24 protein-coding genes, 1 pseudogene and 1 riboswitch are annotated in these 14624 nt (G+C 64.6%); of the genes and pseudogenes, 19 read left to right on the top strand and 6 right to left on the bottom strand.

The window, feature by feature from the left end:
- Positions 1 to 104: 104 nt before the first annotated feature.
- Positions 105 to 917 carry a response regulator gene (locus J2R80_RS01995; protein ID WP_057016134.1) on the top strand — a complete coding sequence of 271 codons (813 nt, stop codon included), beginning with the start codon at positions 105 to 107 and terminating at the stop codon, positions 915 to 917.
- Between the two features lie 81 nt (positions 918 to 998).
- Here the strand turns inward: J2R80_RS01995 and J2R80_RS01990 are convergent, their stop codons facing one another.
- Positions 999 to 2210, bottom strand: a complete 1212-nt coding sequence (locus J2R80_RS01990; RefSeq protein ID WP_141342494.1) for a cytochrome P450 — start codon at positions 2208 to 2210, stop codon at positions 999 to 1001.
- Between the two features lie 115 nt (positions 2211 to 2325).
- Here J2R80_RS01990 and J2R80_RS01985 point away from each other — a divergent pair, with 115 nt between their 5' ends.
- The 3 genes and pseudogenes from J2R80_RS01985 (at position 2326) to J2R80_RS01975 (ending at position 3574) form a co-directional block, all read left to right on the top strand.
- Entirely contained in the window at positions 2326 to 3048 is a 723-nt protein-coding gene (locus tag J2R80_RS01985; protein WP_244558665.1) for a TetR/AcrR family transcriptional regulator, read from the top strand.
- 157 nt (positions 3049 to 3205) lie between these two features.
- Positions 3206 to 3376, top strand: a pseudogene (locus J2R80_RS01980) (EamA family transporter); the annotation flags it as partial.
- A gap of 57 nt (positions 3377 to 3433) precedes the next feature.
- Complete coding sequence (locus J2R80_RS01975) at positions 3434 to 3574, top strand: hypothetical protein (RefSeq protein WP_155258615.1); 141 nt, start codon at positions 3434 to 3436, stop codon at positions 3572 to 3574.
- A 26-nt stretch (positions 3575 to 3600) separates the two neighbouring features.
- Here J2R80_RS01975 and J2R80_RS01970 read toward each other — a convergent pair whose 3' ends face one another.
- Positions 3601 to 3852 carry a hypothetical protein gene (locus J2R80_RS01970; RefSeq protein WP_057016136.1) on the bottom strand — a complete coding sequence of 84 codons (252 nt, stop codon included), beginning with the start codon at positions 3850 to 3852 and terminating at the stop codon, positions 3601 to 3603.
- A gap of 178 nt (positions 3853 to 4030) precedes the next feature.
- On the opposite strand from J2R80_RS01970, the gene J2R80_RS01965 reads away from it, so the two are divergent.
- The 4 genes from J2R80_RS01965 to crcB all read left to right on the top strand — a co-directional run bounded on the left by J2R80_RS01965 (position 4031) and on the right by crcB (position 5115).
- On the top strand, positions 4031 to 4207 hold the full coding sequence (locus J2R80_RS01965) for a hypothetical protein (RefSeq protein ID WP_194295308.1): 177 nt from the start codon (positions 4031 to 4033) through the stop codon (positions 4205 to 4207).
- Positions 4208 to 4244: 37 nt separating this feature from the next.
- The gene (locus tag J2R80_RS43215) at positions 4245 to 4367 is read left to right on the top strand and encodes a hypothetical protein (protein WP_256521238.1); all 123 of its coding nucleotides are present in this window, start codon (positions 4245 to 4247) and stop codon (positions 4365 to 4367) included.
- A 62-nt stretch (positions 4368 to 4429) separates the two neighbouring features.
- Positions 4430 to 4490: riboswitch (Fluoride riboswitch) on the top strand.
- A 68-nt stretch (positions 4491 to 4558) separates the two neighbouring features.
- On the top strand, positions 4559 to 4732 hold the full coding sequence (locus tag J2R80_RS01960; protein ID WP_156436118.1) for a hypothetical protein: 174 nt from the start codon (positions 4559 to 4561) through the stop codon (positions 4730 to 4732).
- On the top strand, positions 4729 to 5115 hold the full coding sequence (crcB, locus tag J2R80_RS01955) for a fluoride efflux transporter CrcB (protein WP_076824913.1): 387 nt from the start codon (positions 4729 to 4731) through the stop codon (positions 5113 to 5115). The genes J2R80_RS01960 and crcB overlap by 4 nt, the downstream gene beginning before the upstream one ends.
- Here crcB and J2R80_RS01950 read toward each other — a convergent pair.
- Positions 5112 to 5366 (bottom strand): hypothetical protein, encoded by a 255-nt coding sequence (locus tag J2R80_RS01950; protein WP_076824915.1) that lies wholly within the window; start codon positions 5364 to 5366, stop codon positions 5112 to 5114. The genes crcB and J2R80_RS01950 overlap by 4 nt on opposite strands.
- 207 nt (positions 5367 to 5573) lie before the next feature.
- Between J2R80_RS01950 and J2R80_RS01945 the strand changes: the two genes are divergently transcribed.
- The 6 genes from J2R80_RS01945 to J2R80_RS01920 all read left to right on the top strand — a co-directional run bounded on the left by J2R80_RS01945 (position 5574) and on the right by J2R80_RS01920 (position 9035).
- Positions 5574 to 5795, top strand: a complete 222-nt coding sequence (locus tag J2R80_RS01945; protein ID WP_057016139.1) for a hypothetical protein — start codon at positions 5574 to 5576, stop codon at positions 5793 to 5795.
- 269 nt (positions 5796 to 6064) lie between these two features.
- Positions 6065 to 6745, top strand: coding sequence for a transglutaminase family protein (locus tag J2R80_RS01940; protein ID WP_076824917.1), 681 nt, complete (start codon positions 6065 to 6067; stop codon positions 6743 to 6745).
- A 43-nt stretch (positions 6746 to 6788) separates the two neighbouring features.
- Positions 6789 to 7715, top strand: coding sequence for a DMT family transporter (locus J2R80_RS01935; protein ID WP_076824919.1), 927 nt, complete (start codon positions 6789 to 6791; stop codon positions 7713 to 7715).
- Between the two features lie 83 nt (positions 7716 to 7798).
- Positions 7799 to 7981 carry a hypothetical protein gene (locus J2R80_RS01930; RefSeq protein ID WP_057016142.1) on the top strand — a complete coding sequence of 61 codons (183 nt, stop codon included), beginning with the start codon at positions 7799 to 7801 and terminating at the stop codon, positions 7979 to 7981.
- 136 nt (positions 7982 to 8117) lie between these two features.
- Positions 8118 to 8291: a hypothetical protein gene (locus tag J2R80_RS01925; RefSeq protein ID WP_168857994.1), complete on the top strand. Its 174-nt coding sequence runs from the start codon at positions 8118 to 8120 to the stop codon at positions 8289 to 8291.
- Between the two features lie 351 nt (positions 8292 to 8642).
- The gene (locus tag J2R80_RS01920; RefSeq protein WP_076824921.1) at positions 8643 to 9035 is read left to right on the top strand and encodes a hypothetical protein; all 393 of its coding nucleotides are present in this window, start codon (positions 8643 to 8645) and stop codon (positions 9033 to 9035) included.
- 86 nt (positions 9036 to 9121) lie between these two features.
- Here J2R80_RS01920 and J2R80_RS01915 read toward each other — a convergent pair whose 3' ends face one another.
- Both J2R80_RS01915 and J2R80_RS01910 read right to left on the bottom strand, forming a co-directional pair.
- A complete protein-coding gene (locus tag J2R80_RS01915; RefSeq protein WP_076824923.1) occupies positions 9122 to 9562 on the bottom strand; it encodes a hypothetical protein in 441 nt (146 codons plus the stop codon).
- Between the two features lie 166 nt (positions 9563 to 9728).
- Positions 9729 to 10100, bottom strand: coding sequence for a YqjD family protein (locus tag J2R80_RS01910; RefSeq protein WP_076824925.1), 372 nt, complete (start codon positions 10098 to 10100; stop codon positions 9729 to 9731).
- On the opposite strand from J2R80_RS01910, the gene J2R80_RS01905 reads away from it, so the two are divergent.
- Together J2R80_RS01905 and J2R80_RS01900 are read left to right on the top strand one after the other, a co-directional pair.
- A complete protein-coding gene (locus J2R80_RS01905; RefSeq protein WP_141342503.1) occupies positions 10090 to 10290 on the top strand; it encodes a hypothetical protein in 201 nt (66 codons plus the stop codon). The genes J2R80_RS01910 and J2R80_RS01905 overlap by 11 nt on opposite strands.
- Before the next feature lie 157 nt (positions 10291 to 10447).
- Positions 10448 to 11211, top strand: a protein-coding gene (locus tag J2R80_RS01900) for an IS5 family transposase (protein ID WP_141343516.1) whose coding sequence is annotated in 2 segments (ribosomal slippage) — positions 10448 to 10783 and positions 10786 to 11211 — 762 coding nt in all. Because the reading frame shifts where the segments join, the coding sequence is not laid out codon by codon here.
- 13 nt (positions 11212 to 11224) lie between these two features.
- Here the strand turns inward: J2R80_RS01900 and J2R80_RS01895 are convergent.
- Positions 11225 to 12337 (bottom strand): AI-2E family transporter, encoded by a 1113-nt coding sequence (locus tag J2R80_RS01895; protein ID WP_076824927.1) that lies wholly within the window; start codon positions 12335 to 12337, stop codon positions 11225 to 11227.
- A 227-nt stretch (positions 12338 to 12564) separates the two neighbouring features.
- Between J2R80_RS01895 and J2R80_RS01890 the strand changes: the two genes are divergently transcribed.
- From J2R80_RS01890 to J2R80_RS01880, 3 genes are all read left to right on the top strand, one after another.
- Positions 12565 to 13380 (top strand): L,D-transpeptidase, encoded by an 816-nt coding sequence (locus tag J2R80_RS01890; protein ID WP_076824961.1) that lies wholly within the window; start codon positions 12565 to 12567, stop codon positions 13378 to 13380.
- A 27-nt stretch (positions 13381 to 13407) separates the two neighbouring features.
- The gene (locus tag J2R80_RS01885; RefSeq protein WP_253637913.1) at positions 13408 to 14037 is read left to right on the top strand and encodes a DUF2865 domain-containing protein; all 630 of its coding nucleotides are present in this window, start codon (positions 13408 to 13410) and stop codon (positions 14035 to 14037) included.
- A gap of 112 nt (positions 14038 to 14149) precedes the next feature.
- A complete protein-coding gene (locus J2R80_RS01880; RefSeq protein WP_085970696.1) occupies positions 14150 to 14305 on the top strand; it encodes a Thivi_2564 family membrane protein in 156 nt (51 codons plus the stop codon).
- Positions 14306 to 14624 lie beyond the last annotated feature (319 nt).

The raw sequence follows: 14624 nt of genomic DNA, 5'->3' as shown, positions 1-14624 counted from the left end.
AGTCGGCGATGCAGGGGAACCGGGGTCGTCCCAGAACTGGATTCTGCCGCCCCCAGACAATGGGTTTCAGGCCGCCAGGCCTCACGAACAAGGATGGAGTGGGAATGTCCCGATCGCAGATCGTTGCCGAACACCTTCCGCTGTTGCGCCGTTACGCTCGCGCACTGACCGGAAATCAGGCGTCGGGGGACGCCTATGTCGGGGCCATGCTCGAGGCCCTGTTGCAGGATGGATCGTTGCTGGATCAGACCCACGGGCCGCGCGCCGGCCTGTTTCGGCTGTTCACCCAGATCTGGAATTCGGTGTCGGTGAACAACAACGAAAATGCCGACGTGGCGACGCTGTCGCTGCCGCCGGAGCGTCGGCTGTCCAACATCACGCCGCTGCCTCGCCAGGCCTTCCTGCTGCTGTCGCTCGAGGGCTTCTCGGAGGAGGAGGTCGGCTACATTCTCGGCACCGATATCGCCGAGACGCGCAAGCTCACCGATGCCGCCGGCCGCGAGATGGCCGCCGAGATCGCCACCGACGTCCTGATCATTGAGGACGAGACCTTCATCGCCATGGACCTCGAGAGCCTGGTGAAGAATCTCGGTCACAACGTCATCGGCGTTGCCCGCACGCATTCCGACGCCGTGGCGCTCGCCAAGAACAAGAAGCCCGGCCTGATCCTCGCCGATATCCAGCTCGCCGATGGCTCGTCGGGCCTCGATGCCGTGAACGAGTTGCTGCGGACCTTCGAGGTGCCGGTGGTGTTCATCACCGCCTATCCCGAGCGCTTCCTGACCGGCGAGCGGCCGGAGCCGGCATTCCTGATCTCAAAGCCGTTCCAGCCGGCGATGGTGTCGGCGGTGGCGAGCCAGGCGCTGTTCTTCCAGCGCAACTCGCGCAACCGCACGCCGCGCGCGGCATCGGCATGATCTGAATTTACGCAAGGGAGCAAAATCCAGACCGGCGTGCCGAAAGGTACGCCGGCTTTTTTTGAGCCTTCGATAGCGACGTTACTTCGGCGTCACGCGGACCGGCATTGTGCTGAGCGCCCGCAGGCCCGAGCTGTCGCGGAAGGCTGTGGGGCCTGCGATCTCGAGCCGTTTGACGCGGCTGGCGAGCGCTGTGATCACGGCCTCGGCTTCCAGCCGCGCCACCATCTGCCCGACGCAGCCGTGGATGCCGACGCCGAAGCCCATGTGTCCGGAGAGCCGCCGTCTGACGTCGAATTGGTCGGCATGCTCCCAGCGCGTCTCGTCGCGGTTGGCGGAGGCGAGCAGCAGCAGCACCTTCTCGTGCTTGCCGATCCTGACGCCGGCGATCTCGGTGTCATGCGGCGTGGTGCGGAACACGAATGGCGCCGGTGAATCGAAGCGCAGCGTCTCGTCGAATGCCGCGCGCGACAACGACGGATCGGCTGCAAGCAGCGACCATTGCTCGGGATGGCGCGCAAGCGTGTACAGCGCCATGCCGATCGCGCTGATCGTGGTGTCGAGCCCGGCCGAGAGCAGCGAACGCACCAGCAGCGGAGCTTCCTCCGCGCTGATCTCGCCGGCGTCGGCCGCCTCATAGACCTGCGCGCCAAAGCTGCCCGGGCGCAGCGCCTCGCGCTGGCAGCGCGCCGCGACCCAGGGCAGCACGCGCGGCGCCTCTTTCATCAACGCGCGAAAATAATCGTTCTCGGGCCCGAAGCCGGCGAACACCATCGCGCCATAGGTCAGGAAGTTCTCGCGCCCCTCCTGGTCGATGCCGAGCGCGTCGGGAAACACGCTGACCGGAAACACCTCCGCGATGTCCTTGATGGCGTCAAACGATCCGCGCTCGACCAGCCCGTCGATCAGCCGCGTCGCCGTTGACTTGAAATCATCTGCAAGCCGCCGCATCGCACCGGGCGAGAGGATCCGCGCCAGCACCGCGCGGGTTCGGGTGTGCAGCGGCGGATCGGCTTCCAGCACGATGCTCGGCGGCCGCCACGGCTTCTCCTTGAAGTGGTTCGCAAGTCCCGCGCCGCCGGCGTTGCTGAAATTGACATGGTCCCCAAAGATCGTCTTGACCTCGGCAAAGCGCGGCACCGCCCAGATGTCATAACTGGTCAGGCGGATGACCGGCGCCGCGGCACGCAGCTCCGCATAGGTGCCGTAGGGATCGGCCCGCGTCGCCGCGCTGAACGGATCGAAATCGCTGCGGGCCATTTCGCCTGCAAGGGAGCTCGCTTGGCTGCTCATCGGATCCTCCCGTCTTGTCATGAGTTAATTGACCATAGTCAATTAACTTGCATATTGCAAGGGCGGGGTTGCCATCGGGGCGGGTGCGCGGCATGGAGGCGCGAGGCAGATGGGGATGTCGATCGTGGAGCGAGCCAAAGACGCACGGCGCTTTCAGCGCAGGGCGCGCCAGGAGGCCGACAAGGAGGCGCTGAAGGCGCTGATCCTTAAGACCGCGCGCAGGGAGTTCGCCGCCGGCACGCTCGAGACCGTATCGATCCAGAAGATCGCCGACGCGATCGGCTACTCGAAGGGCACCGTTCTCAAATATTACCCGACCAAGCTGCTGCTGCTGCTCGCGGTGAAGCAGCAGAATCTCGAGGCGGTCGCCGAACGCCTCGAGCGGGTCCGCGCGGAGACGGCCGACAGCGATCTGCGGCTGCGGCGCGTGATGGAAACCTATCTCGATTACTGGGCCGACAATCCCGATCACTTCCGCTCACTGTTCTCGATGTCCGGTACGACCGAGGACCGCCGTTTTCCCGACGGCGTCTATTTCGGCGAGACCGAGATCGCGCGCCGCAGCTACGAATTGTTCGTGATCTCGGTGCGGGAATTTCTGGCGGCACATGGCGCCGAGCCGGCGCCTGGCCTGCCGCAGCGGCTCGCGACCGCGCTGCTGGCGGCGACCCACGGCGTGGTCGCGCTCACGCTCGGCACGCCGACCATGAAACTGCCCGACATGCGCGGCACCGGCCGCCTGCTCATCGCAAGCCTGATCGATGCCTGGACGGCCAGGCTTGCCGCCGCTCGGAAAAACGACGGCTGGCCGCGGATCACGATCGGCACCTTCGCCTGACGGAGCGTGCCGCGCGTCCCCGCATACGCTACACGCCCCTCATACGCGAAGCGATGTGGAATCCCGTGCGTTCGCCTGCTAAGCGCCGCCCATGGATACGACGCAGCGCGATCGAACGGTGGGCTTTCTCTGCCTAGTGGTGTGACGGCGTTCGGCTGAGACGCTGCGCCGCCTGCCGCCGACATCGGCGTCAACGGGCATGCTGCTGGTGCCGGTCATCGGCGTGGTGTCGGCCGCGATCATTCTCGGTGAGCCGCTGGGCCTGCGCGAGATCGGCGCCATGGCGCTGACGCTCGGCGGCGTGACGCTGGCGCTGCAGCGAGCCTGATGCAGGCGAGGGAACGGACATCGGTGCATCGCGTTCTCCCGAAAAGGGAGCTTGGCCATGCGCAAGGCGATCGCGCGGCTTGATGCGGAGCAGAGGGCGCAACTGCTTTATCTCGCAGATCTCGGCACGGCGATGTTCACGTCGGCCCTCGTGGTGTGCATCCTGAAGGCGATTGTCGACCTGTTCGCCGCAGGCTGAACCGCCACGTCTGCGCCAACGCGCCGTCAATCCTCTTCCGCCTCTAGCGGGGCATCGCTCTGGATATGTCCATCCGGCCCCCGGTTGAATACCCCGTAATCGCTCGATTTCACTCCTGCCGCCCCATCGGTGCCACCGCCGGCCAGACCGAGCTTGAGCAACTCGCGGACCGCCGCGGCGCGGGTCGGCATGCGGTGCTTGAAGCGGAAATCGTCGAGGGCTGCCAACTCCTCTGGCGACAGCATGACCTGAAGCCGTTCGGCGCGAAGCTCATTCATCGCAAAACACCCAAACTTAGCTTGTTGAGTGATTTGCTAAACCGCCAAACTCGCGTGGGGTTCCATCGGTTGAGTTAAAAACGTTGATTGAGTAAATTTTTCAAATGAAATCAATAGTTTAGATAAAAATAAAGGAACGGTCCGACCACCCATCTCGTTATGCTGCTGGAGAGATGCCATGACCAACCACGTCAAGCTTCCCCGCAAGCTATCCGAGGAGCCGGAAGCCCCGAAACCGCGGCGTCCGAGCCACGCGAAAGTCATCGAGCAACTGGACCGCTGGGCCAACAGCCCCGGTCTTCAACCGCCAAAGGTCGATAATGCAGAGGACGATTCAAAAGCGGAAGCGATCTGAACCCCACACATTCGAGCAGCGCCTCGAGGAACACCGCGTGCGACTTGAAAGCCGGCTCGCGCAATTGCCGCGCGGTGCCGAACGCGAGCAGATCGTCGCGCGCATCGAGCAACTGCGGACAGCCGTCGAATTGAACGCGATGCTGTCGACGGCCGGCTGAGCCGAGAAGCGAAACGGCGGAACGGCCCACTTGCTCCCGCCGTTCCGCCCGCCTACCATTCCCATGTTGATGGGGATGGAGTTCCCCGATAACCGCCGCAAGGCTGATGACTCCTACCGGGCGCGACAGCGTCGGTAGGAGCATGCGCCACCGCCGACCCGCCGTGTCCCGCGAATGAGAAGGGACAGCGCATGGCGGGTCTTCCTGGTTCACTCTCAATCGCATTGTCGCTGGTCGGGTCGATCTGGCTCGTCGGTGTCGTCGCCCTGCTGGTCGGCGCGCCGGGCGAGCTGGTCGCGGCGACCTTCGTGCTTGGGTTGGTGGCGGGCTTCGTCGAATGGCGAGCCGGAAAGGTGGAGCATTGAACGTTCAGTTGTTGGCGGCGGTCGCGATCGGCGGTTCGCTGGGATCGGTCGCGCGCTATCTGGTGGCGATCGGCGCGGGGCGCCTTGTCGGTACGGACTTTCCCTGGGGCACGCTGGTGATCAACATCGTGGGTTCATTCCTGATCGGCGCCTTCGCGGAGGCGTTCGCGCTGAGCTGGAATGCCAGCCAGGCGATGCGGGTGTTTCTCACCGTCGGCATTTGCGGCGGCTTCACCACCTTCTCGACCTTCTCGCTCGATGCGATCGTGCTGATGCAGCGCGGCGAGCTATGGTCGGCCGGCACCTACATCGCGGCCTCCGTCGCGCTCTCGATTTTCGCGCTGTTCGGCGGCCTGCTGCTGGTGCGGGCGTTCACAGCCTAGTCAGTCGCGCGGCGGCCGGTGCGTGGATTGAGCGGTGCGGTCGGCGGCCGTCGCAGCGCTTCGGGCAGGAACGGTTCGCCCCGCCGAGGCGAGGCGTCGGCACGCACATCGGCGGCCCATTGCGCACGTTCGTGCGGCGTCTGGTTGTCGTTGAAGCTTCGCTTCACATCGACGCCGTCGACGGGATCGTTGACGCCGTTCCGGCTGGCGGGATGGTCGACGCCGCTGTGGATGTCACTGGAGTTGCCCATCGCGGCCTCCGTGCTCGGCTGATCCGGATCAGGATTTGATCCTGGATCCAGGACTTCTGCACCAACGTGGCCGGCGCAAGCGCCGTTCCAAACATGAAAGTGAAGGGCGGGAGGTACCGTCCGCCGCCCGGAATCCTTGGCGCGTCCGGGACCAGCCGGTAGGATGGAACCCGGATGGCAGCCAGGAACCAAGGGAAAGACCGGGGAATGAAGCATATCGACGTCGCGGTGATTGCTGCCACGCTGTGGCTGCTGGCGTCGATGGTGCTCGACATCCTGACGCCGAAGTCGCTCACCGCGCTGATGATCGCCGCCGCGCTTGCGCCGCCGTTCCTGATCGGGATCGGCATCCATTTCGCACGTGAATATTTCAAGGCGAGGCGACGCAGCTACCCGCCGCCGCAGTTGGACGAACACTTCAAGAACTAAAGCATGATCCGGAAAAGTGCGAAGCGGTTTTCCGAGAAGATCATGCTCAAACAAGGAGCTAAAACGCGATGATGATTCAACCTAATCTCATCGCGCTTTAGCGTGTTTTCGAGCGAAGCGGACACCGGTTCGCGTGAAGAAAACGCGTCAAAACTAGAATCCAGAGCCCCGTTTCGATTCAATCGGAGCGGGGCTCCGGCCGGGCAGCGCTGCGGGACGGGCTGCACGTGCTGCATTGAACTGCCCACATGGCTTGCTAAGCTTGCGCCATGACCGAGCATCTCCCGGAAACGATCAGCCGCCTCTACACCGACCCTGGCGAATATGTCGACAGCGACCATCCCGCCGTCGAGGCGTTCGCCCGCGCCGCCGTTCCGTCTGACGCCAGCGCGCGCGACAAGGCGCGCCGGCTCTACACCGCGGTGCGTGACGGCATCCGCTACAACCCCTATGTCAGCATGCGCTCGCCCGAGAGCTACCGGGCCTCCAGCGTGCTCGCCGCCGGCAACGGCTATTGCGTCGGCAAGGCGGCGCTCTATGCCGCGGCCTGCCGGGTCCACGGCATCCCGGCGCGTGTCGGCTTCGCCGATGTGCGCAACCATCTCACCACCGAGAAGCTGCGCCAGAGCATGGGCTCGGACCTGTTCACCTGGCACGGCTTCACCGACGTGTTCGTCGACGGCGCCTGGCGCAAGGCGACGCCGACCTTCAACGACACGCTGTGCGCCAAGCTCGGCGTCAAGCCGCTCGATTTCGACGGCCACGCCGACGCACTGCTGCATCCCTTCGACGGTGAAGGGCGCGCCTACATGCAGTATGTCAACGACCACGGCAGCTATCACGACGTCCCCGCCAAATTCCTGATGCGCGAGATGGCGCGCGAATACGCCAACATGCAGGGCGAGGATCTCGCCGGCCGCGACATGGAGCGCGAGGCGGCCGAGCAGTAGCGGACGTCTGAGCCGATCGCGCGCCGGCTGAGGGGGCGGTGTCATGGATGCGGAGCCGCCGAAGGCGCAGGTCAGCCGCCCCGCCAAGGGCTGGGAGGACGCGGTCGCGCTGACGGGCTTCATCCTGGTCGCGGTCGGGCAGGCCTCCAACCAGGTTCTGGCGCGCGGGCTTGCCGGCTCGGTGCCGCCGTTTTCGCTCGCCTTCTTCCGCTGGAGCATCATCGCCATCGGCCTCGCCCCGTTTGCGATCGCAGCGATCCGCGACGGCAAGATCCCGCTGGCGCAGAACCTCTGGCCGATCTTCGCCGCCGGCTTCCTCGGCATGTTCCTGTGCGGCGGCCCGGTCTACATCGCCGGCATCACGACCACGGCGATCCACATCGCGCTGATCTTCGCGCTGTCGCCGATCATGGTGCTGCTGATCTCGGCGGCGCTCGGCATCGAGCATATTGGTCCGCTGCAATGGCTCGGCACGGCGCTGGCGCTCGGCGGCGCGCTCCTGATCGTCTCGGGCGGTCATCTGGAAACGCTGACGCAATCGAGCGCGGCCTGGGGCGATCTCCTGGTGGTGTGCGCGATGCTCGGCTGGTCCGGCTACACGCTGCTGCAGTCGCGCGTCGCGCCGCGCGCCTCGCTGCTGGCTCGGGTCAGCCTGTTCTCGGCGGCCGGCGCGCTGTGCTCGCTGCCGCAGGCGCTCCGGGAGATGTGGGCCATGCCGGCGGAGGTGTTCAACACCCGGGCGTTCGAGGCCTATGTCTTCGCCGGCCTCGTGCCCGGCCTGATCGCCTATGCCGGCTTCGCCTGGCTCGGCGCGAGATTCGGCTCTGTGCGGAGCTCGCTGGTGCTCTACGTCGCACCGATCGCGAGCGCGTTACTGTCCTGGATCATCCTCGGCGAGCCGCCGAAGCTGATCCATCTGGTTGGCGGCCTTTTGATCCTCGGCGGCGTCTGGGCGAGCCTGCGCAAATAGATCCAGTTGCTTGCCAAGGTGCAACCTTTTCCGGCCTCGTGCGTTGAATCCAGCGTTGATTCAAGAGCTTAGTCGGAGGTCGCATGAATCTTACTCCCCAGCAGCGCAAGGACCGTGATGCGCAGCGTCAGCAAGATGCATCGCAGGCGATGAAGGAGCATCGCGCCAACGAGAAGGCGTTCTACGACAACTTCCAGCGCCTCAAGGCCGAACGGCAGGCGCGCGAAGCTGCGGAGTTACGGAAGACGAAATCCGCTTCGAAATAAGCGCTTGGAGTCACACCCACCAATCCGGATGGCCCGGATCTGATCGACCGAGAAGGAGCGGAAGCGAGGGGGCGAGCACGGCGCAAACAAGCTCGCCCCGAAGACGAGAAATCTCCAGGCTTATGGAGGACGTCAGATGTACTTTGCCGATCAGAAAACGGTCACCTGCAAATGCGGTGAGCCCTTGAGCGAATTGATGCTCGTCGACGACCAGACAACCGGAATCAAGTTTCACGTCGGTCGTTGCCCGTCCTGCCGTGAAGTGACGGTTGTTCGATCCCAGGACATGCCATCGAACGACAATGCCTGACGCGGACGGTCCTCTCGCGAGTGGGAGGACCGGGCCATTGGTTTCAGATTTTTCGATTGCGACCGGTGAGCGACAGGCCGGCTGACGCATCGTTTGCGGCACACCAGAAAAGAGCAGGGCGCGACCGGCATCACCACGGTCGCGCCCTACGTCGCCGGTCAATGGGGCAGGGGGAATAACCGGCTCTTCCAAAGACTCGCAGACCCCCTGAGTCGTTCCGCACAAGCGAAAATATTTTCGTACACGGTTAAGTGATGGCCGGACGCGAGAACCCCGCGGGTTTCGTTCGCGTTGTGTCCGGGATCGCCAAGGGATCGTCGAGCGAATTTCCATGGGGCGAGGGACATCACCATGTCAAAGATTCAGATGGGAATTTTCGCTGCGCTGGCGGCTGGGCTGACGCTTGGCGCCGTCCAGCTGGCATCTGGCCACGATCTCATCGGCCGCCAGCAGGTCACCACCGCACTGGCGCCGGAGAGCGCCGTCAATCGCGCCGCCAAGACCGACCGTTCCACGGTTCCGGTCATCGGCCTGCCGAGCCGGACCGTTGCGCTGAAGGTCGAGCGGCTTCCCGATACGTCGGTGCTGGTCCGCGTCCCCGTGGCCAAGGAAGAGGCGCGCCATCGCCCCGCGGTGCCGGCTCGGGCACGGCCCGGCGACACCCGCAAGGTGGCCTGCGAGCCCGTGGTCAGCGTGCTGACCGAAGTGGCCAAGCTGCTGCAGCCCGGCCGCTGCGTGACCTGAAAAGGGCGCACAGTCGTCTAATGTCGACGGCGTCATCGCCCGGCTTGATGTTCAGTTGCGGTTTGCACCTTACCGGGCAACGCAGGCTATTCCTCCTCGTCCGCCTCGCCGCCGCTGGCAGCGCTGCGGCCTGCCATCAGGCCAAGTGCGAGGCCGCCGATCGCCAGGATCGGGATGAGCCGCTTCGCCCCGATGGCCCGCACGATCTGCAGGCCGGTGGCGACCACCACCGGATCGGCAAACACATTGGCCGCGGCGGCTTTTGCCGCCTTCTCGGCGCGGCGGCGCATCTCGCGCTTGCGCACGATGTAGACGCTGGCGGTGATCAGCGTGACGACAAGGAACAGCGCAGCGCCGGCGAGGCACGCTTCCACCGGCCCGTAGTGCTGCAGCACGTAGACGAAGGCGGCGGCGCACAGAAAGCCGATGGTGATGAACAGCGCGATCGCGGCGGCCGCGGCCAGCGACGTCAGCCGCAGCGCGTTGCCGGTGGTATCCTTGACGTCATTGATCAGCCGCTGAAGCATCGACCAGCCCTGCCCTGAATCTTGTCCTGAATCTTGCCTCGAACCTTGCCCTGAAGAGCGCGTCGACAAACGCGGCGGCGGCGCGCCAGCGCCGCCATCGCATCCAGAGGGGTGGTTTCCGCGTGACCGCCACCATGGGGCTCATCCCCCGGAGACCGCAGATTGCCTAGCGGCGCCAGGTGACGCCGATCAGGAAGCCGAGACCCAGCGCAAGGCCGACCGTCGCCAGCGGCCGCTGCGTGATCATATCTTCCAGCGATTCCTCGATCGAGGATGCGGCATCCTGCGCCGCGCCCATCATCGCGCTGCCGCGCTCCGACATGTCGTCGAGTGTATCTTCCGCACTGGCGCGCGCATCCTTGTAGCGGCGGCGAGCCTGCCTGCCCGCGTTGTTGGCAAACGAGTTCAGCGCGTCGGTGATCTGTTCGGTGAGGGCGGCGATATCGTTCTTCACGGCGGTGACATCCTTTTCAAGGCGTTCGTAGGTCGCTTTGTCCGTCATGTTCTTGATCCCAAATGCGCTGTCCGTGCTCGACATCGAAAAGCTCCCGGAGAACTTGCGTGCTGGAGCAAAAACGCGCCGCGCGGTGCATGGTTCCAGCCGTGAAACCGGGCTTTCAAACGGTGCCGGCTTCGCTCGAGAACGCCTTGCTAGTGTGCTGAATGCGAAGTTCGTGCGATTTCGCGCCAGCCACTTTCACGAACTTCGCATTCATAAAGCACACTAGAATCATAAGTTTGCTAGTGTCCTTATCGAATCCGAAGTTCGCTCCGAAGGTACGGCAAATGATGCGAACTTCGGATTCGGGACACTAGGTGGTGTGGACTCTAAGGATTCCCTTTTGAGAGCAAATCAGATTCAAGGCTTCTTTTTGGGAGGCGGCCTTGGGTGTGATGGAGCGTTTGGTGTTGAGCGACGCGGCCTGGGAGCGCATGGCGCCGCTGATCATAGGCCGGCCCGATCAGAAGGGCTCGACCGGGCGGGACAACCGGATGTTTGTGGAAGGTGTGCTTTGGATCGTGCGTACGGGCTCTCCTTGGCGTGATCTTCCGGAGGCTTTTGGAGATTGGAACAGCGTGTTCCGGCGGTTCAGTCGATGGAGCCGCAAGGGTGTCTGGTGCCGCATCTTCGAGGCGATGTCCGAGGATCCGGACTTCGAATATCTGATCGTCGATTCCACCATTGTCCGGGCGCATCAGCACGCCGCCGGGGCGAAAAAAGGGGGTCTGAAGATCAAGCGATCGGGCGCTCGCGCGGCGGCCTGAGCACGAAGATACATATGGCCGTACGCGGCTTGGGATGCCCCGTGCGGTTCACGCTCACCGCGGGCCAGAAGGGCGATGCACCACAAGCCGCTGCATTAATCGAGGGGCTGCCCGCCGAGGTCGTCATCGCCGATACGGCTTATGACGCCGATCGTTTGCGCCAAGACATCGCCGCCAAAAAGGCGCTCGCCGTCATCCCCAACAACCCCTCGCGAGCCCTCAAATATCCGCTCGACAAACATCTCTATGCCCAGCGCCATCTCGTGGAATGCTGCTTCAGCAAGCTCAAGCAGTTCCGACGCGTCGCAACCCGCTTCGAAAAGACCGCCCGGAATTACCGGGCCGTCGTCACTCTCGCTGCCATCGTCCTATGGCTGCGATAAGTGTCCACACCACCTAGTCCTCCGGCAGCTGCGGCGAATTGACCGGCATCAAATGCTCCTTGACGATCAGTGCCACGATCAGGAGCGGCGACGACAGGAAGGCGCCCATCGGGCCCCATAGCCAGGTCCAGAACGCCAGCGCCAGGAAGACTGCGAGCGCGTTCAGCGACAGTCTGCGGCCGACGATCGTCGGCGTGACGAAATGTCCTTCCATGAAGGTCACGACGGTAAAGCAGGCCGGCGCGATCAGCCCGGCGCCGATGGTCGGCGAGGCGATGATGCCGACCGCGACCAGCACGACAAACATCGCGATCGGCCCGATGATCGGAACGAAGTTCAGCGTGGCGGCGAGCGCACCGAGCCCAGCCGGATTTGGCATGCCCGTTGCTGCGCAGATCGCGCCGGTGACGATGCCGACGCCGACATTGATCATGGTCACCATCAGAAGATAATTGCCGAGATGGGTCTCGACCTCGTTGAGGATGCGCAGCGTACGCAGCCGCGCCGTGCGTTCGCTGAATGCCATCACCAGTGCGCGGCGCAGATCCTTCCAGCTTGCGATGAACAGGATCAGGGTCGCGATGAACAGCAGGAATTCGGCGAAGGTCGGCGACAGGAATTCCAGCGTCGGCTGCACCCATTCGAATTTCGGCAGCTGGAGCGTGGCCAGCGTATCGGAGCCGCCGACCATGGTCTGCAATTCCTGCCACAGCGCGAGCGGCCGGTCGAACACGCGCAGCTTCTCCTTCAGGATCGCGCCGAGCTCGGGCAGCCGCGAGCTCCACTCCATCACCGGCGAGGCAATCAGCCCGACCATGAAGCTGACGGCGGCGCCGACCGCGATCACGATGACGACCGCGCCGAGCGCGCGCGGAATCCGATAGCGCTCGAGCATGCTCGCCGCCGGCGACAGCATGGTGCCGACGATGAAGGCCATGGTGATCGGGAGGAAGAAGGCGCGTGCGAAATAGAGCACCGCGACAATGACAATAACCAGCAGGGCCATCAATGCGAAAGCGACGGCCTCGGCGCGGCTGACAACCGGCGGCAGTTCGATCTTGCTGTCGGGGACTGGCGTGCCTTCGGGCGCTTTGCCAAGCAGGTCTTCACTTGGAAAGGCGCGCACCGAACTCCTCCCGCGTGAGGACGAACAAACCCGCCGCGTGGTCGCCCCGCGCGTCGAATGGCGCGATGACAACGGGCCGCTCCTCGGAAAGTTCCGTCGCGCGTTCGTGAGACGTGACGGGTTGACAATCGCGGCTTCGCGACGACTCGCGGCGGAACCGACTCGCGGCCATGCGCGTTGGCCCGGCATCGCATCACCACGATGCGCATCCCGTCCAGGGGCAGCACATGACACAGCAGTCTGTTTCCAGCCGCCGGCTTGCGTCGCGCGCCGCGCGCACCTTTGCCTTCGCCAGCGTCCTGTTTGCGACGCCGTTTGTTGTCGCCACGTCGGCCAGCGCCCAGGTCCGTTCTTCCGCGCTCGGCTATGCGTCGACGCAGTCGGGCGCATTTCCCGCCGACGAGGTGATGAACGACCCCTCGATTGCCGGCGAGGACGGCGCGCTGCCGGAGCGGCTGCGCCGGACCACCGTCGCGCTCAACACGACTGAGGCGCCCGGCACCATCATCATCGATACCGGCAACACCGCACTCTATTACGTGCTCGGCGGCGGCCGGGCGATCCGCTACGGCGTCGGCGTCGGCCGCGAGGGCTTCACCTGGGCCGGCACACAGACCATCAGCCGCAAGGCCGAATGGCCGGACTGGCATCCGCCCGCCGAGATGATCAGGCGCCAGCCCTATCTGCCGCGCTTCATGGCCGGCGGCCCGGGCAACCCGCTCGGTGCGCGCGCGATGTATCTCGGCTCCAGCGAATACCGCATCCACGGCACCAACGATCCCTCGACGATCGGCAAGTTCGTCTCGTCCGGCTGTATCCGCCTGACCAATGAAGACGTTTCCGACCTGTTCAGCCGGGTCGATGTCGGCACCAGGGTCGTGGTGCTGCCGAAGAACGCGCCGCACCTCGCCGCGCGCGAGATCGGCCCGACCACGACGCAGATCTCGGTCCGGCCGGCCGCGGCGCGGCCGCGCCCCGCGGCGGCGACGCTGCCGTCCGGGCGTCAGGCGATGAACATCCCGACGGCTTCCTCGTTGTACTGACGATCGATGTTGTACTGAGGGCCGGTGATGGTGACGCGATACTCCAGGCGGTGGGCGTTCGGGACCGCGGCAGTGCTTGGCCTGTCCCTTGCGCCTGCGGCGCAAGCCCAGAATTTCTTCTCGCAACTGTTCGGCGGCTTCATGCATGGCCGCCCGCCGATGATTCGGATGCCGTTCGACGATGGGCCGCCTATGATGCCGCGGGTCGAGCGCCGTCCACGCTATGACGTCGGCCAGGCCTATTGCGTGCGGACCTGCGACGGCCGCTATTTCCCGCTTGCGTCGACCGGCAACCAGAGCAAGGCGGAAAGCTGCAACAGCTTCTGTCCGGCGAGCGCGACCGAAGTGGTCTATGGCGGCAATATCGACAACGCCGCGACGGAAGACGGCAAGCCGTATTCCGAGCTGCCGAACGCGTTCCGCTATCGCGACGAGCTGGTCTCGGGCTGCACCTGCAACGGCAAGGACTCTGTCGGCCTCGCCGCGGTGAAAATCGAGGACGATCCGACCTTGCGCAAGGGCGACATCGTCGCCGGCAAGGACGGGCTGATGTCGGTGAGCCGTCCGGACCGGCGCGGCGCGCAGCTCAACTTCACGCCGGCGCCGGATCGCATCCGCGCCAAATATGGCCGGCCGGCGGTGGTGGCGCGCGAGTAGCGTCGATCACATGCGGGCGGCCGCCTTCGGTTCCTGGCGCGGAACCGGCCTGCCTCCTGCACGTTAGCAAAGGGCGAACAGCACATTCACCGATGCCATCAGGGGGCTCCGCATGCTCGTCGGCGTACTCGTCACCTTCCTTGTCGTTATTCTCGTTCTTTATCTCATCAACATGCTGCCGCTCGACGGCCGCGCCAAGCAGATCGCGCGCGCCGTCGTCATCATCATCGGCATCATCTCGCTGCTGAAGTATCTGGCGGTGTTCTAGATCCGTCATTGCGAGGAGCGAAGCGCAACCATCCTCATCGTCGTCCCTGCCTGGTGCGCAATTGCGCACCAGGCAAGGACGACAATGGCGGCGGTCGTGATTCAAGTTGTCAAACAGCTTCTCGGTGTCGTCACCCGCATGCATGAGCGGGGGGTGACACGGCGAGGGCGTCTGCACGATTTCGGGATAATGGAAATGTAGAGCTGATTTGCCCGACGAGTCAAGTCGCCGTATCCGCCGGCACCTTTGCATGGGGTTGTTTTCGATAATTTGGCAGTGCGCCCTTGCGACGGCAGGTGATCGCGTCCGGCTCTTCCCG

Origin of the sequence: Bradyrhizobium sp. USDA 4541, from assembly GCF_024171085.1 — a bacterium.
Lineage (GTDB): Bacteria > Pseudomonadota > Alphaproteobacteria > Rhizobiales > Xanthobacteraceae > Bradyrhizobium > Bradyrhizobium australafricanum.
The sequence above is the reverse complement of the archived record's forward strand: the minus strand, read 5'-3'. Positions and strand labels throughout refer to the sequence as shown.